Consider the following 22426-nt stretch of genomic DNA (forward strand, 5'->3'; position numbering starts at 1 on the left):
TCTCAACATGTAAGCGGATTGCCTCCACTTTCGTTGTATCTTCATAATGCTTAAACTTTTGCCCTTTAACCGCCACAAAAATGCACCCCCTAGAATTTCATCGGAATAACCTAGGGGTTTTTCCAATGTCTATTCTAAGGGGTGCACTTCATCGGAATTGGGGGTTTTGTTGTTCATTTTGCTGCAAAAAGTGCAGCTCACAAGCAGGCTGCAGATGAGTCGCTACATTGCAAGAAAATGCAGTGTAGATGGGAGCGGGTCTGCTGCGAAGCCTTCGTTTCTAAATAGCTTTGCGCTAGCGCAGCAGCGACAAGTCGAAGCTTGGGACGAGCCCTTCTTCAGCAGCACGGCCAAGCAGGGCAGTTATCGCGGCATACCCGTCGTCACCAAGGTTTCCAGTAAACTCATTGACGTATAAATCGATATGCGCCTGCGCAACGTCTGGCGAGAGCTCCTGCGCATGCATCATAATATAGGGGCGAGATTCCTCGGGATTAGCCCATGCATATTCAACGGATTCGCGAACCCAATTGGTAATCGCATCTGTGTCCAATGAGCGCTTGGCGATGATGGCCCCAAGCGGAATAGGCAAGCCTGTGTCTGATTCCCACCAGCTGCCTAGATCAGTCAGCATGCTGAGTCCATATGTGGGATAAGTGAAGCGGGCTTCATGAATAACGAGTCCCGCATCGATTTGGCCATCGCGAACTGCAGGCATAATTTCGTGGAAGGGCATAACGACAATTTCGAGATCCCCGTTCGGAATATGTTGAGCCGCCCATAATCGGAATAAGAGATAAGCGGTTGAGCGCTCACTTGGTACAGCTACTCGTTTGCCGGCTAGATCAGCAGCACTTTTTATTTCTCCGGCAGTTAATACGAGCGGTCCGCAGCCTCTGCCCAGTGCGCCTCCACAAGGTAGAAGCTTATAATCTTCCAATACCCAAGGGAGTGCAGCGTAAGATATTTTCATGACTTCGGGCCCTTTGCCTTTTGCAGCCCAATTGTTCGTAATATCGATATCGGCATAGGTAACGTCCAGCTCAGGTGCACCCGGAATAAGCCCGTGCGCCCAAGCATGGAAAACGAAAGTATCATTTGGACAGGGTGAATAAGCGATATTCATTTTAAAAAACCTCCCGTATGGCTTTACTAGCTGCTTCTAATGAGGCTAATGCTTCTCCAATGCGCCATGCGGAGCGATCCCGCGGTCCAACCGCATTGGATATCGCGCGAATTTCAGTAACTGGAATACCAATTGCGGATGCAGCTACTGCTACGCCATGGCCTTCCATTCCTTCCGCAGACGCACCGCTGATTCGCTTGCTTAGCGCAGCAGTGGTCTCAGCCGTACCTGTTGCTGTTGTAACGGTAAGAATAGCGCCGCTGCACACCATTAAGCCCGCTGATTGAATAGCAGCATACAAACGATCATTCCAAGTCGTGCTTACAGCAATACGTGCTGATCCGAACCCCAGCTCGTCCAAGCTAAGGAAACCATCCTGCGTCTCGGCACCTAGGTCAGCAGCAACAATGAGGTCGGCAACGACTAATGAGCCTATCTCTGCTTTTCCGACAAAACCGCCGCCAATGCCTGCGCTTATGACCAAATCGTAGGATTCAGCTGCAGCAGTTAAGTACGCCGCTGTGCGTGCTGCCGCCGACGCTGCGCCTACTCCAGCTGTTATGACGTCGACACGGTTTAACCCATCTAGCCCACGGAGAACCGCATCGCGCTCGGCATCAACCGCAGTCACGATCAGCACTCGTTTACTGCTATGGCGCCATTCCTCACGAGATTCCAGTATCGAATCGTTATGTGAATTTTTAATCATGATGACGTTAACTCCTTTAGTAGCCTTCCGGAACGACTAGCCTTTAGCTATCGTATCATTCACTAGATTATCGATGCAAATGCGAGCTTACCCAATCGTGATCTTGCCTTCAGGGTAGCGGTAGAGTTCTTTTTTGGTACGTGTGTTAAGCGCAAAGGCCAACGTGACAGGCCCTAGCCGTCCGACAAACATAAGCAAAATAATAATAATTTTTCCGATTTCACTCAAGTGGCTCGTTAGTCCTGCTGACATGCCCACCGTACAGTAGGCTGAGGTCGCTTCAAACAATATGGCAAGAAAAGACCCTGTCTCCGTGATGGAGAGGAGCATGGTCGCCCCGCAAATAATCGAGAACGCAATCATGGTGAACATAATCGCTTGATGAATTTGGGTTTTGGAAATGCGATAACGGAACAAGACGACATCTTCTTTTCCCCTCATCATCGCTACGATTGCTCCAATGAGAATAGCGAAGGTCGTTACACGAATACCGCCGCCCGTTGAGCCGGGGCCCGCGCCGATAAACATAAGCAGGATGATGAAAAACTGTGTAACCTCTCGCAGCATGCTGGGATCAACCGTACTTAAACCAGCTGAACGAGCTGTAACCGATTGGAACAAGGCGCCAAAAATTTTTCCGATTGCGGATAGCGGGTGAAGCGTACTGGAATTGGAAAACTCCAAGGCAAAAATAACAATCGCGCCAACTACGGTGAGAAGGCCGGTAACTGACAAGACAACCTTGCTATGTAAGCTGAGCTTTCTGTTTTTTGGATAGTTCACGAGCTCTGATATGACGATAAACCCGATTCCGCCAAAAAAGATCAGCAGCATCGATACGATATTTACAAACGGGTCCTCCACGTAATGGATGAGACTGCTTGCCCGTTCGGGAAATTGGGAAAACAAATCAAAGCCAGCATTGTTGAAAAAAGAAATACTATGGAAAATGCCAAAATAAATCGACTTCCCGACCGGCATTTCCAGCATGAAATAGCTGCTAAGCAGTACCGCTCCGGTTAACTCGATGACTAGAGCGTAGAGTAGAACTTTACGAATCATGCGTACGATGCCTTCTGTCGAACCATAGTTCATGGATTCTTGCAGCACGAGCCGCTCCCGAAACGAAATGCGCTTGCGAAACAGCAAAGCAAATAAGGTTGCCATCGTCATAAAACCTAATCCGCCGATTTGGGCTAATGCGATGATGACAACCTGACCGAATGTGGAAAAATGAGTGCCGGGATTTAATACAGTAAGTCCTGTTACGCAAATTGCGCTGGTGGACATAAACAAAGCATCCAGATAAGAAAGCGAAACGTCATTCGAATAAGATATAGGCTGCGATAAGAGCTCGGCGCCAATCAATATAAGAAATATAAAGCCGAAGGTCATCACTTGCGGAGGACTTGGCCGAAAACGCAAAATGTCGCGCAAGGCGGCAAATTTAAACATGAAGTCATCCCACCTATCTCTTTCATGCTAGTATGGTTATTTTTGTTGATTTGCATGTACACGGTCCTGATTGGATAAATGCACAGCGTTTCTTCCGCTATGCTTGGATTGGTAGAGTGCCACGTCTGCTTCACTTAATAACGCTTCAAGCGGAACATCGGCGGATTTTGCCTCAGCGACCCCGAAGCTAGCGGTTATGGATATCGCTCTAGCCGCGCTGTAGAGCGGATTTCCGGCAATGGCTGCACGGAGCTGCTCAGCGATTTGACCAGCTTGTACAAGTGATGTATTCGGCAAGCTTATAGCGAACTCTTCTCCGCCATAACGTCCGAATAAGGCATCAGCCGGGAGCGTTTGCTGGCAAATCATTACGACATGCTGTAATGCAAAATCGCCTAAGCTATGCCCATAACGGTCGTTGATTTGTTTGAAATAATCGATATCAAACAAAATAAACGAAAGCGGCTGCTTCGTTTGATGGGCAGAGGAAAGAAGCTGTCTGCTTTTTTCCATAAAGAAGGTTCGATTATAAATAGAAGTAAGCCCATCAATTTCCGCGAGATGGCGCAGCTTATTCTGAAGCAGCGTGTATTCCGTCACATCGATCATCACGATGGTTCTGCCAGCAAGCTGGCCATTTGGCTTTAATAGGTTGGAGGCTCTTATCCGGTAGTAGAACGTTTCCCCGCCTCGAATCCATTTGAACTCCTGCTCGTACTCTCCGGTTTCGTCCATTCCGAAGGAAAAGGCGCCTGATTCGGCTCCGCGCTTCCAAATGTGATCCAGCTTCTGGCCAATCGCTAAAGGAGTAAGCGCAGGAATAATCGTTGTGGCTGCGCCATTAAAGTCCATGATTTGATTTTCTAAATTAAGAACCAGAACGCCGTCGCGCATGCTCTCAAAGATATGTTCCCGCGCGATAGGCGCAACGGTCAGCAGCGCAGTCGAGAATATGGATGTGACATACAATATGGATGTCACACACATAAGAATCGGAACAGGGTCCATCCCAAGCGGAGTTTGACCAAGCACATACATAAGTGCCCCTAACATAGGGAGCGAAATGCCTACTGCCAGTGTGAGCATTTGCTTGCGATAAATGGATTTTGTCTTCTGCCAATGACGCGCCAATATAAACAAGCTGGCGAGCATAGATCCAAAAGTGTATCCGCCATGCACGTAATACCAGATGCCAGGCACTACATCCACCACTGTTGTAGCAACATGAGGCCGCAAATATAAGTTTTTATAAAAGAGATTATGATATTCGTTGGTAGTGACCATGAGCAGCGTTATGGCAGGAATAACGAATAAGACCCATGATTTTTTGAACGTATTGAATTTATTTAGCCCAACATAGTGCATGATGAGCAGGAGGCTGCAAGGAGCGATAAAGGGCATGCCTATATATTCAATGTTTAACCAAAAGCGGATTTCTTGAAGCGAATCGCTGGCAAGCTCAAATGCGAAAGCAAAGGTGTATACGGCTGATAGAACGGTCATCCACATAAACACGCTCATGCCTGAAAATTTATTCTTGTTGTAATAAGCATATATGGCAAGCAGCACGCTAAGAACGCCTGAAATAATGACAATAATAATGTACTGTGACATAGGGGAATTCATAGTCATGACATAAGCGACTCCCAATGTAGCGGAATGATAATACGTACTTATTAAATAAAACTATGGATGGGTAATAGGCTACGGACACATTTTACCATAGTAGCTTAATTTTCTACAAAATAATATAAAACCGGACAGCAAGGTCGTTATCCTAGCTGTCCGTTGGCAATGATATTTCAACGCAGGTGCCTGAGCCGAGCTCGCTGTGGAACACAATGGTGCCCTTATGCGCAGCGATAATCTGTTGGCTTACCATAAGGCCGAGACCATTTCCGCTCGTTTTATTCGTAAAGAAAGGCTCTCCTAGGCGAAGCAAATCACTCTCAGCAATTCCGCAGCCTTGATCGATAAATTGCAGGATGATTACCTTATTAGCATCACACGCCACCTTCACAGAGAGTACGCCGCCGCTGGTCATCGATTCAATGCCGTTTTTCATAATATTTACGAAAACCTGCTTCAGCTGATTAGCCTCGCCAATCACCTCAGGAAGTTCGGCTTCCGCGAGCAGGGCAAGCTGCACATTGCTCATCTTTGCCTCTGAATCGAGCAGCATCATAATATCGCCAACGAGGCGGATGATATTCACAGGCTGATAGATCGTGGCCTGCGGCTTAGCGAATACGAGAAACTCGCTGACGATCATATTAATCTGATCGAGCTCGCCAAGCATAATCTCAAGATGGGCTGGCGATAACGAGCCGGTCTGCTTGTGCAGCTGTACAAAGCCACGCAGTGTCGTAAGCGGATTGCGAACCTCATGCGCCACGCCCGCAGCAATTTGCCCAACGACCGATAGCTTCTCAGACCGCCTAATGATCTCTTCTGTTTGTTTGCGTGAAGTAATATTCCGAGATATAGTGGCAATCGCAATAATGGTGCCCAGCTCGTCGCGAATAGGAGAAATCGTAATGCTGAGATCGATGAGATTGCCGGATTTACTGTAACGCACAGTTTCATAATCCGTTACAGAGCCGCCTCGCAGTACAGTAGCCTCAAGCTCTTGGTGTGAGCTTAAGTAGCCTCGCGGAACGTTATCAAGCGTGATGCCAAGCGCTTCTTCTTGGCTCCAGCCGTACATTTTTTCAAAAGCGATATTGACCTGTATGACATGGCCTTCCAAATCAGTGACATGAATGGCGTCCGATGTATGATTGACGAATGATTCCAAATACTGCTTCGTGCTTTGCAGCTCTTCCGCAGCAGCTTTAAGCTGAGTTGTATAATGATTTAGATTATTGCCCATCGTATCGACACGAGAGGCAAGCAAACCTAATTCATCCTCGCTGCGAATCGTAATGACTTCCCCAAAATCTCCTGCAGCAATCGCGTTTACTTTACGTATAACTTGATTGAGACCGCGCAGCATGAAGCCGGCTATGAAATAGCTCGCAATCATCGTAATAAGCACGAGTCCAAGTGAAATGACAAATTGCATAACCAGCAGCTGATTAACGGGCTTTTGAATCGCTTTCTGATCAAAAACGACGCTAAACACATAGTTTTTGTTCGTCTTAATCGGGATAAAGTTTTTGATAACCGGAACGCCGTTGATGTTTCTTTTGACAGTAAGGCTCTTACCGGTTTTATTGACTTGTTGAATATTTAAAAAATCGTTTGATTGATCCTGATAGTTATAGTCGCCAAACGGAATGGCTCGAACGTCGAGGTTGTAAACGGGAATGCCTTGTTTGTATTTAATAATTTTGTCCTTGCCGTAAAACGCAAGGTCGAATCCGGTAACTTCTAGAATATCGGATTGATCGGCAATGATCTTGTTAACGATTGCATCTGTCCCAATGGTATAGTCGAAATCAAGCAGCACCTGAGCGTTGACGTATGGATTGATGATATAGTTTGTTGAACCGTCATAGTAATAGCCCCATTTGCGAATTTCGGACGGATCCGACGTTGAGAAATTAAACGGGCCTGACCAGAAGTTTTTGAGCTTCTGACCTTGCACAATGTTTACTTCTTGTTTGTCGAAAAGCTGTAAAAAGGCAACATGCCAGTAATCCCAGGTTTTTGAGCTCATATTAATTTCATTGGGGTCTGAGGAACGTTTCGCAACCACATCGTTTCCAAAGCGCTGCCATAATGTAATATGATCGACGCCAAGCTGAGCGCTAAGCTTTACGAGCTGCTCATTTGTTACATTTTTAATTTCGGGATTCAGCTGTGACTTTGCCGCTAGAGAGGCAATGCGCAGCTTGTCGCCAAGTGTGTCCTCCATGTACTGGCGGGCGTTCTCTGACGCTTCGACCGTACTGCTTATTTGCTTTGCAATATTAGTAAACTGAACTTCTAGATTAGCCTCAGCTTCAGTTTTTGTTGTGTAGTAATAGAGCAAGGTGCTTAGTGTCAGTATGACAGCTACTATTATGGATATGGAGAAGGATAGCTTAGCTTTAATTGACAAAAATAATTCCTCCCACGGTCTAAGATGCTCCTACTTACAATTAGACACGGAATGACAAAAATCCTGTTTAGGCGCACAGAAAAAAGGAGAAACAGCAATCGTTTCTCCTTTTATGAAGCAATACGGATTTTGGTACCTATGAACAAACATTCGTTGCCATGTATCGGCTAGGCGCGTGAGAATTGCTCTTCTTCTAAGTACTGCTCAGCTTCCTCGTAGGTCTCGAAAGCGGATTCCAGATTCAAGTCGGCATATAGATACCAAAGATCTTCTTCGAACAGCAGTGTTAGCACAGCATTGTCCGGTCCGATCCAGCGCTCTTCTTGCGGTGCCTTTTGCTTTTTCTTTTTCTTCGATTCCGGTTTCTCTGGCGGTGCGATGGATAGAGAATGGATCGATTTCTCAATAAGCGAGCGAAGCTCTTCCTCGTTGAAATCGCGAATGTTGACTAGGCCTTTGTCATCGGTTGCTACACCYTTAACTAAGCCAGCGAAAACATAACCGTTTCCGTTCGGATGCAGATGGTGCACGACCGACTTTTTCTCATGTGCGCTTTCTTCGTAATGGAAGTTAGTGCGGCCAAGAGAAACATCCTTCCGTTCTAATTCAGGAAAGCCTTCAATTATTGCAAGCTTTTGTTCAAAAGACAACATCTTTTATTTCCTCCTAAAGGTTTGCGCAGCAAACCACTTCGTAAGCATAAGCGAAGCAAACCACTTCGTAAGCATGTGCTTAGGTTCGCGATGCATGTGATTATACCATACCATAGGAGGGAGATGTTAGATGTCTTTCTTCTTCGTCAGCAGGATGACAGCGCCGCAGAGAATAAGGATGATCGCAATGATCGGCTGACTGAGTAAAAACTTGCTGTAGAGGGAGCCAATGGAGAAGACGGCGAAGAAGAGAATAGACAACACAGTCAAAATGTTAATGGGAATAAGCAGCCATTTGTTCCGATTGCCGAACCAATAAAATTCGAACAAGCCAATGGCAACGGCGAGAATAAAGCCCGGCCACATGTACCCCCAATTGTTGAATAACATAGCGATCTGACAAACGACACCTGCAGTGAACAAAATGCCTCCCGGAATTAATAGGCCTGATCCACGTCTGCCAATCATGGAGAAGTACAGCCAGTGGAAGAAAAGCCCAACGGGTATGACGAATAACGATGGCCAGAAGTAGGCAAATATTTTGCCTGGGCCAAATTCTTCGCCTTGGTTTAGAAATAACACAGCTCCGAGCAGCAGGAGGACAAACCCGCTAATGGTTTTTAGCTTCATTGTTTTATTGCACCCCAATCAACGTTTTATTAGCTGAATTCAGCATAGCATACATTGAAATTAACTGTCCTCCTGCTGTAGGTAAAATGGTTAGCTGGACTAAAGTCTAGTACTTACTCCTCCTCTGCATAGGGGTTGTCAGTGCTGGATGACAATTTGGCGCTCCGAGGGATGCAGAGAAAAAGCTTCATCTATTCCGTCGGGGATAATGCTTAGCCGCTCAGACAGGCGATTGCCCTCAAAGGCCATCATAAAGGGAATGCCCAGTATGGCTAAAACAACGAGTAGAACGCCAGTATGGCGCAATTTGCGCAGCCAAGGGCGGTAAACAGGTGGTGCCTCCGCTGCAAGCTGGTTGCGGTGAGTTTGAAGCATCCAGACGATGCAAGCAATAAACAAAAAGAAGGTGGTCGTCATTGTCACGAAAGACCAGCGGAATGAATGAGGTGGAATAAAAGCAAAATAAAGCATGGCAAATGAGCAAAGCGGTGCTAGCTGAAAGGGAACAATAAGTACGGGATCGGATGCTTGGCGGCGCCGTGCTACATCATTAGCATTATCAGTCCGGGCGTTCGTTCGCCGTATGAGCCTGCGCATTTTTGGGTATGAACCAAGCCAAATGAGCAGCACTGGAATGATGGCAAACGGCGTGTGAATGAGCAGCCGATGTGTCCAAAACTGAGGATGCGTCATCGAAGCCAGTATTAAATCTGCTCCAGCAATTCCCACTGTAAGGAAGCTTAAGCAAACAGACCAAAATAACAGCTTGCGTGTTTTGTAATTAAGCTGCTGCTCGGTTTGGCTATAAGCCAGTTTAGATGCTTTGGCAGCAACTATTAATGAAAAAATGACAAAGAGCATTAACGTGCCGAGTTCAAAATAAATGAATAAATAATGCATGGAATGAGCCCCCTGAAAGTAATGATAGCACCATATACAGTTATATTATAGAAGCGATTTTACTAGTCGTTATACATCTTATCTAGTTCATCTGTTATGCAAAACCGCCGTAAGTCGGAACGAAGTACTAGACCTCTGGCGGGGAAAAAAAGTCGAAGAAACGCAAATGGAATCGAACAATACAAAATGCGAAAATAGTTCCTATGAAACGACATTTTACACCTCTTGTTTAGTTCTATGAAAGCGCTACAATTAAGGTAATAAGAAGTAGGAGGTGAATAAACATGAGCCAAGAAGAAGAAGTAGTTCAAGAAGGCGTGGAAGAAACCGCTGAACTGATTTCGGAAGAGGCTCCAGCTGAAGAAGTAGTAGAAGCTGTTGAGGCTGAACTGGAAGAAGAAGTGGAAGAAGCTGCTGCAGCTACGGAGGAAGAATCCTCTGAGGAAGCAGAAGAAGAGTCAGCTGAGGAAGAAGAAGCTGAGGAAGAGTCTGAAGAGCAATAATGATATCTATCATTTTATATTATAAAGAGAAAGACTGTTCTTAGGTTGCTTTGGCGACCCAAGTACAGTCTTTTTTTATTGTAAAAAAGGCTGGATTATACTTATTTCTTAGATCTATTTTTAAAAACCACGATTAGACCGCCAATAGAAATGCCAACTATAGCCCACGCTGCAATAAACAATATTGAATTCATGAGTACACTCCTTATTTGTTACTGTATCGTTGAATAAAATTAGACACTAATTATAACATGTTTAATAGTTGATTTTTCTTTCTAACTGTGAATCTTCTGCTTCTAAAAAGGTAACGACTCGGCATTATAGGAAGATTGTTTTAGTAGAAGAAATACAAAAAAATTATTTATGTAAAGGTACGATTCTAACGTGCAATAAGCTATTTTATATGCTACGATACCTTGTGTTTTACTTTTTATAATAGAAGCAGGTGACAGCATGACAACAGCAGAGGCTGGTAATGGAACAGGGCAAAAGGATCAGAAGGGCTTAAGCTTATTTTTTCTGACATGGCCCATATTTTTAGAAATCTTTTTGTTTATGCTGATGGGTATTGCAGATACGCTGATGCTGAGTGCAATTTCGGATAATGCGGTATCCGGCGTTGGTGCATCAAATCAATATTTGCATATAGCAATCTTACTATTAGAGGTAATCGGCAACGGGGCATCCATAGTCGTTGCGCAATATATCGGTTCTCGCAAGTATGTAGAAGCTGCCAAAATATCAGCGCTCGCAATCTCGCTCAATCTAGTAGTCGGGATTTTTATAAGCCTTATGTTCGTGTTGTTCGGCGGACATTTGCTGCAAACGTTAAATTTGCAAGGTGAAATACTTGAACATGCGAAAAGCTATTTAGCCATTGTAGGCGGCATGATTTTCCTTCAAGCTATCATCAACTCGATATCTGCCATTATTCGTGTACACGGTTTTACAAAGGAAGCGATGTTCGTATCGCTTGGCATGAATATCGTTCATATTATCGGAAACTATTTGCTTATTTTCGGGAAATTCGGATTTCCGGAGATGGGAGTTCAAGGTGCGGCGTTGTCATCAGTCATTAGCCGTGGTTTAGCGCTCATCGTCTTCTTCTGGATGCTGTACCGGATTATGTCAGTACGGATTGAAATCAAGTATTATATTGCATTGTCCAAGGAGTATATCCTTAAAATACTGAGAATCGGCATTCCGTCTGCATTGGAGCAAGTGATGTATCAGGCATGCCAAATCGTATTTTTGTATTATGCTACGTATCTTGGCGCGGCCTCCTTGGCGGCGAAAAACTATGCGAATAATATTTCGATGTTTACGTACCTGTTTGCCTTCGCAATTGGCATGGGTACTGCGATTATCGTAGGCAGGATGGTCGGTGCAGGCGAGCAAACGATTGCCTACCGTCAAGTATGGAAAAGCGTGCGCTGGGCAAGTGCCGTAACCTTGCTTGCCGTGTTGCTCGTTATTTTGTTCCGCGAGCCGCTCATGCGAATGTTTACGGACGATGAGGAAATTGTTCGGCTGGGCATAAATGTGCTCCTGCTAAGCATCGTGCTGGAGACTGGCCGTACGATTAATATCGTGCTTATCAACTCACTGCGTGCATCAGGCGATGCAAAGTACCCTCTGTATATCGGAATGGGTTCTATGGTCGCAATGAGCTTGCCGCTTGGCTACTTCTTCGTATTCCAGCTTGATCTGGGCCTCGCTGGTATTTGGCTGGCGATTGCAGCAGATGAATGGCTGCGAGCCGTTATTATGTTTTTCCGATGGAAGAGTAGAAAATGGGAGAAATATGGGCTCGTTAAGCGTGATAATAAGGAGAAATCCGCAGTTTTGCAGGGTTAAGATGAGCTAAGGCAAAGCTGCTCGCTCAAATCATAATGAATAATGGACATCAGAGAAGTTTAACCACTTCACTGGTGTCTTTTTTTTGTAAATACAATTGACATAAATAGGATTACGCAATAAGATATAAATATACATAATATAAGTTAGTAAGTTTTAAAAAGTAAGTTAATATTTTATTTGGAGGAATTTTAAAATGGCAAAATCACAATGGACGGTTGATTCCACGCACAGCAGCATCGATTTCTCGGTAAAGCATATGATGATCGCAAAAGTAAAAGGTACTTTTCATGCGTTTGAAGCCAATATTTCCGCTGATGCGAATGACCTGACTTCAGCTGATATCCAGCTTACGATTGATCTTGATAGCGTGGACACACGCAACAAGGATCGTGACGCACATTTGCGCAACAATGATTTTTTTGATATCGAGAAGTTTCCGAAGCTTGTATTTACTGCAACGGCAATCACAAAAACAGACGACGGCGAATATTCCGTTGTTGGCGATGTGAGCCTTCATGGCGTCACACGTTCCGAGAAATTTGCAGTCAGCTTCGAAGGCGCAGGCAAAGACCCTTGGGGCAACGATAAAGTAGGCTTTAGCGCGACGGGCAGCCTGAAACGCAGCGACTACGGCTTAACGTATAATGCTGCTCTTGAAACGGGCGGCGTGCTCATTGGCGACGAAGTGAAGATTTCAATTGATATTGAAGCGATTCATCAAGGCTAATGGATTAAGAAGCATATTTATTAACGGCTCATCGGGCATTTGCCCGGTGGGTCGTTTTTTGTTGCTGTAAAACGCTTTCAGCGGTAGGATAAGGAAAGGAACAGCTAGTGAGAGTAAGGGGATATGCAATATGGAGCCAAATGCTTCAACACATATAAGGAACATCGGAATATTTGCTCACGTTGATGCGGGGAAGACGACTACAACAGAGCAGATTTTATTCCATAGCGGTCGCATTCGTTCGCTTGGCAGCGTGGATGCAGGCACGTCACAGACGGATTTTCTAGAAGTGGAACGCTCAAGAGGCATATCGGTACGTGCAGCAGCAACCCGTTTTACTTGGCAAGGAGTAACGATTAATCTGGTCGATACACCGGGGCACGTCGATTTTCTCTCTGAGGTCGAACGTTCACTGCGCGTCATGGATGGAGCGGTGCTTATTCTGTCGGCAGTTGAGGGTGTGCAGGCACAGACAGAAGTCATATGGCATGCGCTGCGCGAACGAAACATTCCAACGCTTATTTACGTGAACAAGCTGGACCGAATCGGTGCAGATCCAATAGGAACGATCCAGCAAATTAAGCGTTTGTTATCCAATCAAGCAGCGCCAGTTCAGGCTCCGCTTGGTATCGAGGATAGTTTCAGCGGTGGAGTTAGCCTGCTCGTTTCGGGAATAGCAGAGAGTGAGACGGAGGAAGCGCAGCTTTATTTGCAGCAGCTGGAGGAGACCGTAGCAGAGCAAGATGAATCGCTGCTTGTTCAATATTTGGACAGCGGCACACTGCCCAAAGCAGAACTGAATCAACTGCTGCCTGCGCTTACGCAGCGCGGTGAATTATTTCCAATTCTTTTTGGCGCATCGAATCGTGGGATAGGCATCGAGCCTCTCATGCAAGCAATGATTACGCTGCTGCCGCCGCCTCAAATCGTCTCAGACGGTCCGGTGTCGGGCGTCGTCTTCCGTATCGAGCGCGATGCAGCGATGGGTAGAATCGCCTATGTCCGCCTGTACAGCGGGGTGATTCGCAATCGTGATTCCGTCCGCAATGAGACGCAGCAGATCGAAGAGAAAATTACGCAGATTCGCAAAATCGATGGGCAAAAGGCCGAGGATGTAGGGCTGCTCGCGGCAGGCGATATTGCAGCGGTCTGCGGTTGGACTCAGGCGCGCATTGGCGACATTATAGGCAGCGCTGAGTTTGTTCCCGGTGAGACGCGGATGGCTGTTCCGCTGCTGACGGTACAGGTGCGCTGGAGCAACGAAGCCGAATATCCGGCTGTCGTTGCGGCGCTGCATGAGCTTGCGGATGAAGATCCGCTGCTCGATTTGCAATGGCTGCAGGAGCAGCGCGAGCTGCACCTGAAAGTCATGGGGCCGATTCAGATTGAGGTGCTGACGCATGTGCTGAACAATCGGTACGGCTTAAAGGCTGAATTCGATCAGCCATCGGTTATCTATAAAGAGACGCCTGCTCAATCAGGCGAGGGTTTCATTGCCTATACGATGCCGAAGCCATGCTGGGCAATTCTGCGGTTTCATATTGAGCCTGGTGAGCGCGGGAGCGGGATAACGTTCAGCTCCGTTGTCCGATCAGAGCGGCTGCTTGACCGCTATCAGAACGAGGTGGCAAGAAGTGTGCCCGAAGCGCTTCAGCAGGGGCTCTTTGGCTGGGAGGTAACGGATATAAAGGTTACTCTCGTTGAGGGTGAACATCATGTATGGCATACGCATCCGCTAGATTTTGCAGTCGCAACCCCAATGGGCATTATGGATGGCTTGTCGCGTATTGGAGTAAAGCTGCTGGAGCCAATGCTCTCCTTCCGCCTCTCTGCCCCAGAAGAGACGGGCGGCAAGCTGATGAATGAGCTCATTCTAATGCGAGGCGAGTTTGATACGCCAGTCGTCAGGCAGGAGAGAATGGAAATTGAAGGGATCATTCCTGTTGCTACGTCTCTTGAGTTTCCTGCGAGATTTGGATCACTAACCAAGGGCAGAGGTGCGCTTGCAACCTTCTTCGCCGGGTATCGCGAATGTCCGCCTGATGTAAAGGCGGAACGGGTAAGGCGAGGTGTCAATCCGCTGGATCAGTCAAAATATATATTAGCTGTTCGAAATGCGCTTGCCGGCTCATAGCCGCAAGCGTTTTTGTTCATTTATATAGCACAGGGCATATATTTAGGAACGGAAGGGAAATACGAGCGAAGTAATTTAATTTAAGGTAAAATATGGGTATCTATACAAGTGTGTAAACCTGATAAAGGGAGGATTTTAATGATCATACGTTCCCTTGAAGAAATTATAAATATGTCTGATGGTTATGCGTTGCAAGATAGCTTGTTTGGATTCTTGGATCAAAAGGTCCATGGCGTATCCATTGATACAAGAACGATTCATCCTGGCAATTTGTATATTCCAATCGTACGGATCGACGATGGACACAAGTACGTTAAGCAGGCTTTTGAAAAGGGGGCAGTTGCTTCTTTATGGCAAGCAGATCATATCCCGCCACCTGAAGGCTTACCGATTATTATAGTAGAAGATACGTTAAAAGCACTGCAAAACATCGCCATGGCGTATCGAAGCCAATTAAACTGCAAGGTAATTGCTGTAACAGGCAGTAATGGCAAAACAACGGTTAAGGATATGGCCTATACCTTATTGAGTACAACGTTTAACGTTCAGAAAACAAGTGGAAATCTCAATGGCGAGTACGGACTTCCGCTCTCTTTATTAGAGGTTAGAGATGATACAGAAATCGTTGTTTTAGAAATGGGCATGAGCAACAGAGGTGAAATTAAAATTCTGTCTGAAATTGCAAAGCCTGATGTTGCTATAATTACAATGATTGGCGTTTCTCACTTGTCGAATCTAGGTTCTAGAGAACAAATCGCTTTGGCCAAGTTGGAAATAATTGAGGGACTAAACTCTGAAGGGAATTTCCTGTTTAATGGCGATGAGCCGCTGCTCGTTAAGGGACTGGAGGAGAGAGGCTTTCCGTGGACAGGAGCAACCATTCGATTTGGTCTATCTCCATCCAACGATTATTTTCCTCTGAATATAGAGCACAAGCAATCAGATCTCTTATTCACATTAAAGCAATATCATATGCCATTCCGATTGCCGCTCCTTGGTAGCCATAATGTGGCCAATGCCATTGCCGCGATTGCTGTTGCAAACCTTTTTAAAATCGATGAAGAACATATTCAATTAGGGCTGAGCAATTTAGAGATTTCAGGAATGAGAATGGAGCGGATTTGGTCGGCCAAGGGTTTCTTAATTATTAACGATGCTTGGAATGCCAGTCCTGTTTCTATGCAGGCGGCCATTGAAACGGTTCAAAACTTAGAGGGATTCCATAAAAAAGTATTAATATTAGGGGACATGCTCGAACTAGGAGATGCCGAGGCAGCGTTTCATGAAGAAGTAGCCCGGAGTGTGGATTTATCAAAAATTCACTCGGTGTTTACTTACGGTCATATAAGCAAAATAATTTCGGATACGCTTCTCGATAATGGTTTTGAGGGAGAAGCCAAACATTTCACATCAAAAATAGCTTTAACTGGAGAGTGCATGCGAATCCTGAGTAAAGATGATGTTGTTTTAGTAAAAGGATCTCGCGGTTTGAAGCTAGAAGAGGTCTGTCACCTTCTAGAAGATAAGCAGCTATAGGCAGAAGGAGAGGATTTTATGTTGAAGAGAGTGAATGAGCTTCCGACGGATAAAAGAATCGCTGGCATACATAGTATTCCTTTGCTCGAGGATGGCTCTATCGTGATGGTGTGGGATCGCAACGAGCAGACGCTGACGACGGTTGGCGGAAGAATTGAACCAGGCGAGAGCATCGACGAGGCGCTGGATCGGGAGACGGTGGAGGAAGCCGGACTGCTGCTGATGCCGGAGAGAATACCTGTTGCCTGCTGGTATTGGACGGAAACAGATACGTATACCGTATTTGTTGTTGCGAAGGTTCATAGCTTCGTTCCGATGCCGGAAGGATTTGAGACCACGGGGCGCGTCACCTTTAATTTCGAAACGGCTAAACAAGTTGTGAATCGAATAGAAGGACATGGCCAACGTATACTTATATTAAATTATGCGGAAGAAGCTGCCTCTCACATATTCACAACCCAAAACCCATGATCTTTACTCTAACGAACTGTACTATGCTTATTATGCAAAAAACTACGTTTGTTTAATTTTAACGAAACTAATTGACGTTATAGTAAGCTATGTAAGGTGTTAGGATCTATTTTTCGCAAAATAACGATTCTGGAGTTCGTTGTAATTTTAATTCATTACGAATGGTTTAAATAAGAGAGATTAGGTTCGTAAGCGATAGGGAAAATATGCTTATGCTCCTTCAAAAAAACAAAGCAGGGTCTGTTTCAAGCGTAGGTAATCCTACTTCTGAGACAGCCCCTTATTTGTTTATTATGATTCTCATGCAACTCTCTCTCTATCTTTTCGTCATAATAAGATACAATATAGGGAGGTGAGACCAAATGAGGAATTTTATGTTTTTAATGAGTATTTTTTTCGCAGTAAGTTCATTTATTACGTTAGGGACTGCTCATGCGGATTGGGCGCAGCGTTTCGTTGTGAACGAAGGCAAGTCTTACATAGTTTCAAATACTCAGGTGGAATCCGCACAGATTGGCTCTAAAATCGGTAAGGTTACTTCCTATTCAGACAAAGAAGGAACGTACTCTGGCAATTTCTCAAACGTTTATCCGAAAGGAACGGAATACTACGCAATTAAGGATATATCGATAAAAGAGGCCATTGCGATAAAGCGGGACGACGGTACTTTCATTAAGGCAGCGTATGGGAGCGAATATGAAGGAAAAGCATTTCATTTAAAGACAGTGCTGTTTTATATCGGCGGTCTATTTTTGTTGCTTATCGCTTTTTTGTTTGTGAAAAATAATTGGAAGCAAAGCGAGAATGATTTTACTAAATAACTCGTTTTGAGAAAAGAGGCTGATACGATGAGCACAAAACATTATTTTGCTATATGGTTAGTTATCCTGTTTTTCGAATTAGGGTATCTGTTCGATTTAACCCATCGTGTGCATGATACTGAAGATACTCTAGTAATTATTGTTGTTATCGCCGTTACGCTTGTTGTGGGCAATACCTTCATAAGAAGTGTGAAAAAATAATGGCTCTGTCCGAATAGAGGGAATTGTATGGTAACCAAGGTAGTATCAGTGCTGCTGGGACTTCTATTTTATCGCTCCTCTGTATTTAAGTTCACAGAGGACGAGGTCAATGAATATGAAAGATTGTATTCGGATGCTGTCCGCAATAAATCTGAAATAATGTACGCCAGCACTTTTCCAAAATTCCGTTTTGTTCAGTATATTGCAATGACAAAACCAGTCATTATGCACGGGTCAAATCATAAAAATATTGAACAATTCGAGTTAAGAAAGCAGACGCTTTTTAACGGTAAATATGTAGAAGCCATATTTGGCACAAAAGATGGCATTTGGCCGTTGTTTTATGCGGTTTTTGATCGGAGTAAAGTGGTAGGCAACTTTCGAAATGCTTGTTTAAAAGTGAAGGCATCTCAGAGCTATTATTTCTTCTCTATCACTAGCGAGACTAAAAATAAAGCACCTTGGACGAGCGGAATGGTGTACATTTTACCACAGGATACGTTCAAAATGGTTAGTCATTCTGTCGTGTCTTTTGACGAGTGGATTAGTGAATCGCCGGTGCTGCCCATTACAAAAATAGAGGTAGGTCCCCAAGATTTTTACTTCATAGATAAGGTTGCAAGCCATAAATCAGAGGAATCGCTATTCATTTCATGGATTTTCTATAAACGCAGAATTAAGCGGAATGTGAAGGTGTTATCATGACATTTATACATATGGAAGGTGCGAGTGCAGTTGGCAAGACGACCACCTCAAGCGCATTAGCATTAAAATACGGCGGTTATCATATTCCCGAAGTGAATACGTTGTGGAAACGCCCAGAAAACGAGTATCCTGAATGGTTTTTTGAGCGTCAGCTTGATCGCTTCAGAATAGCGCAGGAGAAGAGTAAGGACCATCGTTTTGTTGTTATTGACATCGATCTATTTCAGCCCTTCTGGTACAACTGGGCTTTTGGGTATACTCTCTTTGGCGGACAGTCGCTTGAGTTCGTAACGGATTATTTCCATAAGCAATTGCTTGCCCGTAAGATTGGCTTTCCAGATAAGTATTATTTATTGAGCATAAATGAGGCTGAGCTGCGTAAACGCAAAGAAGGTGACGCAACTAGGGGACGTGGCGGATTTGAAATGAATTTAACATTTATTGAACCGCAAAAGCAATATTTTGAAGCTTTAAATTCATTTATTCCGGGTTTGGTCAGTTTCATTGAATCCGTATCAATTGAAGATAATGTACAACAAATTGTAGAGACAATGCCATCAAGACCGCTAGAACACAAGTATTCTGTGGAGCTGTTTGATTTTATGGTCAGTTGGCTTCGCGAAAATAAGGCTTCTGATTTTCTAAGAGGATAATAGGGGAGTTGGGTGTTGATATGGAGCTATTGTATGATCGGTATGTAATAAGCGATGATAAATCAATGCTTAATTTTGACACCATTTGTGGCTTCTTAGCTAGAAGCTATTGGGCAAATAAAAGGTCATTAGAAATGATAAAAAAATCAATAAATAACTCGGTCTGCTTTGGCGTGTATGATGGGGACAAGCAGGTTGGTTTTGCTCGTGTAGTGACGGACTTTGCGACTATGTATTATCTGTGCGACGTTTATATTGATGAGGAATATAGAGGCGCCGGGCTAGGGAAGAAATTAGTAGAAGTGATAACCGAGCAATTTGAAGGAATGATGGGTCTACTTGGTACGCTCGATGGTCATGGACTATACGAAAAGTATGGCTTTATGAAAAACACGGAACGTTTTATGAATAGAAGGCCTCGTTAAAAAAAGGATTCTCTATAAATACAGAATTAAGCGGAGCACGAAGGTGCTTTCAAGAAGATAATTTATGGTATGCGACAACACGCCATTGAGGGAGCCCATAAGGGCTCTTTTTTTTCACTGGGCGCAAACACCGCAAGTTAGGTCAATTCATTCGCTTATGTCATGATGAAGGAGAGTTATCCGCTTTATTTTCAAGCTTGCTCCTACGGACTATTCGCGTTATCTTGAGAGGTATGTCGAATCAATTTTTAAACAGATGAGAGCACATGGGGGGCATATCGCGTGAACAAATGGATTAGAGGCTTAACTCCAGAAACGTTCAAAAACAGAATATTGATGGCTTTTTTGCTGCTAGTGCTAGCTCCATTCGTTTTATTAGTTATTTATAATTTTAGTGAAACGGAAAGAGTTCTGCAGGAGGAAGCCTCCGCCAAAAACGAGGATCAGCTTCTCGATATCGAGAAGTCTTTCCTGGATGTGCTCGGGCTTGTTATGAAGACAGGCCTGCTATTAGAACAGGATGACACCATCCGCTCGGTTATGAAAAATCCGGAGCAGAAAGATCCGCTAACGCGGAAGGAACTGGTGGAGAATAAGTTCGCAAGCATTGAGAACAGCTTCTTTCTGACTGGTGCAACGGTGTATTATACGCTGGTAGATAAACAAGGTTATGCCTATACCTCCTTTGCTCCACGTGAGCCACTGAATTACTCCTCGATTACGAATGAAGCATGGGTAAAGATGCTTTCCTCCAATGAAGGGGAAAGCTCCATTTGGAATGCAAGCGATACCAATTATGTGAGTCCGGTTATTAAACCCAATCAAAATATGCTTAGTCTCTATCAGATGCTCCGCGATGAGAATCTCAAAGAGTATGCCTATGCCCGTATCAGCATCGATTATGAGCAATGGTTCAACAAGGTGATGAGAGATAGGCAGCGCGAAGGCATTTATTATTTATTGGATCATACAGGAAAATCAATGGTGCAGTCTGATGCCAATGAAGCGATTGATCCTGCCATTTTATCAGCGATGCTCGAAGTAAAAGAGCCCTCTGCATCCGCTTCCATTGTTAGCCAAGATGAGAAGGTATTGTATACGTTCAGCCATATTGCTCAGTTAAATGGATTTATTGTGAAAAAAGTACCCTTGTCCTTGCTGTTTGAAGAAGTGGAAACGTTGAAAAAACGCTTTTTCGCCATCTTCGGGTTGATTACGCTTGTGTTTGTCATGATGACCTATTTTATTTCTTCAACGATTACCGTTCCTCTAAAAACGCTGCAGCGAAAGATGGAGATATCGGTCAAGACTAACCTCAAAGTAAAGCTTCCAGAACAAGGGCGAGGTGAAATTCTTGCACTTACGCGAAGCTTCAATACCATGATTGACGATATAAATGGCTTAATGGAACGGCTTCAATTAGAGGAACGTCAGAGGCAGATCGTCCGCTTTCAGGTTCTCTTATCTCAAATGAACCCGCATTTTCTTTTGAATACGCTTAATGTTATTAAAAGCATAGCGCTTGAGAAGGATGAGGATGACATTTATGAAATTTGTGTTTCGCTCGGAAAAATATTAGAGACGACATTAAATGTAGAGGTTGACCTTATTTTGCTGAAAGATGAGATTGCGCTTATCGATTCCTATATGCGCATTCAAAGCGCGCGCTTCGGTGGGCATATTACAGTCAGCTATGAGCTAAGTGACGAGCTAAACTTTGCACTGGTTCCAAAATTCTGTCTTCAGCCTTTGGTAGAAAACTCCATTATACATGGGTTTGGAGGGAGACGGAGTGACGGCCGAATTGAAATCAAAGCAGAGGCGAGACATGATCTTTTGTATCTTGAAGTGGCGGACAATGGAGTAGGGGTAGAACGCGCCAAAGAGAAGAAGGTGTTCCGTAAGCGGAAGAGCATCGGTATTCAAAATATTCGAGAAAGCTTGGAGCTTCTTTTCAAAAATCAGAGTACAGGCTTGTCCCTTGCCTCATCAGAAGAGGGAACAAAGGTAATGATGCATCTCCCTCTATTATTATCGAAACCCTATTTAAAGGAGGCTGACAGCAATGTGGACCGTATTGATCGTTGATGATGAACAGCATGCAAGAGCGAGTCTCAGCAAGTTGATGAGCAAAGCTAATCTTCCTTTTGAAATTATAGCCACTGCTAATGACGGCGAGGAAGCGTTGCAGGCGATTCGAGAATTGCAGCCGGACGTGGTCATTTCCGATATTGATATGCCCATGATGGATGGAGTAGAGCTGCTGAAATCTGTCAGGAAAGAAGGGCTTGATTGCCGATTCGTTATGCTTACCTGTATGAATGAGTTCGAGTATGCAAGGCAGTCGCTGGAGTTCGGAGCGTCCAGCTATTTACTTAAGCTTTCAATGGATGTGAGCGGGTTGAAGCAGGCACTAGAGAAGGTAACCCTTGAATTAGAGCAGCGAGAGCAATTAAGGAAAGCAGCCAAGTGGTTTCCGAAGAAGAATACGTCTGAACCTACGGATCATCCTGAGATGAATAAAATTATCCGCCATATTGAGGAGCATTACGCTGAGGAAATCACATTAAAACGTGCAGCTGAGCTCATCTCTATGGATGCAAGCTATGTGAGTGATTTGTTTAAGAAAAAAACGAGCCAAACCTTTATTCACTATGTACAGAACCGCCGAATTGAGGCAGCAAAGATGCTGCTTGAGGAAACAAGCCAATCAATAGGCGAGATTGCAAGGAAAGTAGGATTCGAGAATGACAACTATTTTATTAAAATATTTAAACGATGGTGCGGCATGACGCCAAGTGAATATCGCAAAGAGCAAAATAAATGATCCAAAGAATGTATCATGAATCGCCAAATATCGTTCCTTACCCCG

Annotated in this window: 21 protein-coding genes; 13 read left to right on the forward strand and 8 right to left on the reverse strand. The window is 44.5% G+C overall.

Annotated elements, in window-relative coordinates; translation table 11 throughout:
- Positions 1 to 295: 295 nt before the first annotated feature.
- From AB4Z50_RS00005 to AB4Z50_RS00040, 8 genes are all read right to left on the reverse strand, one after another.
- Positions 296 to 1126: a 1,4-dihydroxy-6-naphthoate synthase gene (locus AB4Z50_RS00005; protein ID WP_441874575.1), complete on the reverse strand. Its 831-nt coding sequence runs from the start codon at positions 1124 to 1126 to the stop codon at positions 296 to 298.
- 1 nt (position 1127) lies between these two features.
- Positions 1128 to 1835, reverse strand: coding sequence for a futalosine hydrolase (locus tag AB4Z50_RS00010; protein WP_441874576.1), 708 nt, complete (start codon positions 1833 to 1835; stop codon positions 1128 to 1130).
- Between the two features lie 87 nt (positions 1836 to 1922).
- The gene (locus tag AB4Z50_RS00015; RefSeq protein ID WP_441874577.1) at positions 1923 to 3290 is read right to left on the reverse strand and encodes a TrkH family potassium uptake protein; all 1368 of its coding nucleotides are present in this window, start codon (positions 3288 to 3290) and stop codon (positions 1923 to 1925) included.
- Positions 3291 to 3326: 36 nt separating this feature from the next.
- Complete coding sequence (locus AB4Z50_RS00020; protein WP_441874578.1) at positions 3327 to 4922, reverse strand: histidine kinase N-terminal 7TM domain-containing diguanylate cyclase; 1596 nt, start codon at positions 4920 to 4922, stop codon at positions 3327 to 3329.
- A 145-nt stretch (positions 4923 to 5067) separates the two neighbouring features.
- Complete coding sequence (locus AB4Z50_RS00025; protein ID WP_441874579.1) at positions 5068 to 7335, reverse strand: PAS domain S-box protein; 2268 nt, start codon at positions 7333 to 7335, stop codon at positions 5068 to 5070.
- 167 nt (positions 7336 to 7502) lie between these two features.
- Complete coding sequence (locus tag AB4Z50_RS00030) at positions 7503 to 7988, reverse strand: hypothetical protein (protein ID WP_076266379.1); 486 nt, start codon at positions 7986 to 7988, stop codon at positions 7503 to 7505.
- A 126-nt stretch (positions 7989 to 8114) separates the two neighbouring features.
- On the reverse strand, positions 8115 to 8618 hold the full coding sequence (locus AB4Z50_RS00035) for a hypothetical protein (RefSeq protein WP_339205534.1): 504 nt from the start codon (positions 8616 to 8618) through the stop codon (positions 8115 to 8117).
- Positions 8619 to 8756: 138 nt separating this feature from the next.
- A complete protein-coding gene (locus AB4Z50_RS00040; protein ID WP_441874580.1) occupies positions 8757 to 9518 on the reverse strand; it encodes a hypothetical protein in 762 nt (253 codons plus the stop codon).
- Positions 9519 to 9802: 284 nt separating this feature from the next.
- Here AB4Z50_RS00040 and AB4Z50_RS00045 point away from each other — a divergent pair, with 284 nt between their 5' ends.
- From AB4Z50_RS00045 to AB4Z50_RS00105, 13 genes are all read left to right on the forward strand, one after another.
- Positions 9803 to 10021: a hypothetical protein gene (locus AB4Z50_RS00045; protein WP_441874581.1), complete on the forward strand. Its 219-nt coding sequence runs from the start codon at positions 9803 to 9805 to the stop codon at positions 10019 to 10021.
- A 453-nt stretch (positions 10022 to 10474) separates the two neighbouring features.
- Positions 10475 to 11878 carry an MATE family efflux transporter gene (locus AB4Z50_RS00050; protein WP_339205531.1) on the forward strand — a complete coding sequence of 468 codons (1404 nt, stop codon included), beginning with the start codon at positions 10475 to 10477 and terminating at the stop codon, positions 11876 to 11878.
- A gap of 196 nt (positions 11879 to 12074) precedes the next feature.
- Positions 12075 to 12608, forward strand: coding sequence for a YceI family protein (locus tag AB4Z50_RS00055; protein ID WP_441874582.1), 534 nt, complete (start codon positions 12075 to 12077; stop codon positions 12606 to 12608).
- Positions 12609 to 12738: 130 nt separating this feature from the next.
- Entirely contained in the window at positions 12739 to 14742 is a 2004-nt protein-coding gene (locus AB4Z50_RS00060; RefSeq protein ID WP_441874583.1) for a GTP-binding protein, read from the forward strand.
- A 138-nt stretch (positions 14743 to 14880) separates the two neighbouring features.
- On the forward strand, positions 14881 to 16278 hold the full coding sequence (locus tag AB4Z50_RS00065; RefSeq protein ID WP_441874584.1) for a UDP-N-acetylmuramoyl-tripeptide--D-alanyl-D-alanine ligase: 1398 nt from the start codon (positions 14881 to 14883) through the stop codon (positions 16276 to 16278).
- 18 nt (positions 16279 to 16296) lie between these two features.
- Entirely contained in the window at positions 16297 to 16749 is a 453-nt protein-coding gene (locus AB4Z50_RS00070) for an NUDIX domain-containing protein (RefSeq protein ID WP_441874585.1), read from the forward strand.
- Between the two features lie 362 nt (positions 16750 to 17111).
- Complete coding sequence (locus tag AB4Z50_RS00075; protein WP_441874586.1) at positions 17112 to 17570, forward strand: hypothetical protein; 459 nt, start codon at positions 17112 to 17114, stop codon at positions 17568 to 17570.
- Positions 17571 to 17597: 27 nt separating this feature from the next.
- Entirely contained in the window at positions 17598 to 17771 is a 174-nt protein-coding gene (locus tag AB4Z50_RS00080) for a hypothetical protein (protein WP_179089745.1), read from the forward strand.
- 27 nt (positions 17772 to 17798) lie between these two features.
- Positions 17799 to 18476, forward strand: a complete 678-nt coding sequence (locus tag AB4Z50_RS00085) for a hypothetical protein (protein WP_441874587.1) — start codon at positions 17799 to 17801, stop codon at positions 18474 to 18476.
- Entirely contained in the window at positions 18473 to 19129 is a 657-nt protein-coding gene (locus tag AB4Z50_RS00090) for a hypothetical protein (RefSeq protein ID WP_441874588.1), read from the forward strand. The genes AB4Z50_RS00085 and AB4Z50_RS00090 overlap by 4 nt, the downstream gene beginning before the upstream one ends.
- Positions 19130 to 19263: 134 nt before the next feature.
- Complete coding sequence (locus AB4Z50_RS00095; RefSeq protein ID WP_441874589.1) at positions 19264 to 19554, forward strand: GNAT family N-acetyltransferase; 291 nt, start codon at positions 19264 to 19266, stop codon at positions 19552 to 19554.
- A 282-nt stretch (positions 19555 to 19836) separates the two neighbouring features.
- Positions 19837 to 21642 carry a sensor histidine kinase gene (locus AB4Z50_RS00100; RefSeq protein ID WP_441874590.1) on the forward strand — a complete coding sequence of 602 codons (1806 nt, stop codon included), beginning with the start codon at positions 19837 to 19839 and terminating at the stop codon, positions 21640 to 21642.
- The gene (locus tag AB4Z50_RS00105; RefSeq protein WP_441874591.1) at positions 21620 to 22381 is read left to right on the forward strand and encodes a response regulator transcription factor; all 762 of its coding nucleotides are present in this window, start codon (positions 21620 to 21622) and stop codon (positions 22379 to 22381) included. Before AB4Z50_RS00100 ends, AB4Z50_RS00105 begins: the two co-directional genes overlap by 23 nt.
- Positions 22382 to 22426 lie beyond the last annotated feature (45 nt).

The sequence above is a fragment of the Paenibacillus sp. 2TAB26 genome, from assembly GCF_052115145.1.
GTDB lineage: Bacteria > Bacillota > Bacilli > Paenibacillales > Paenibacillaceae > Pristimantibacillus.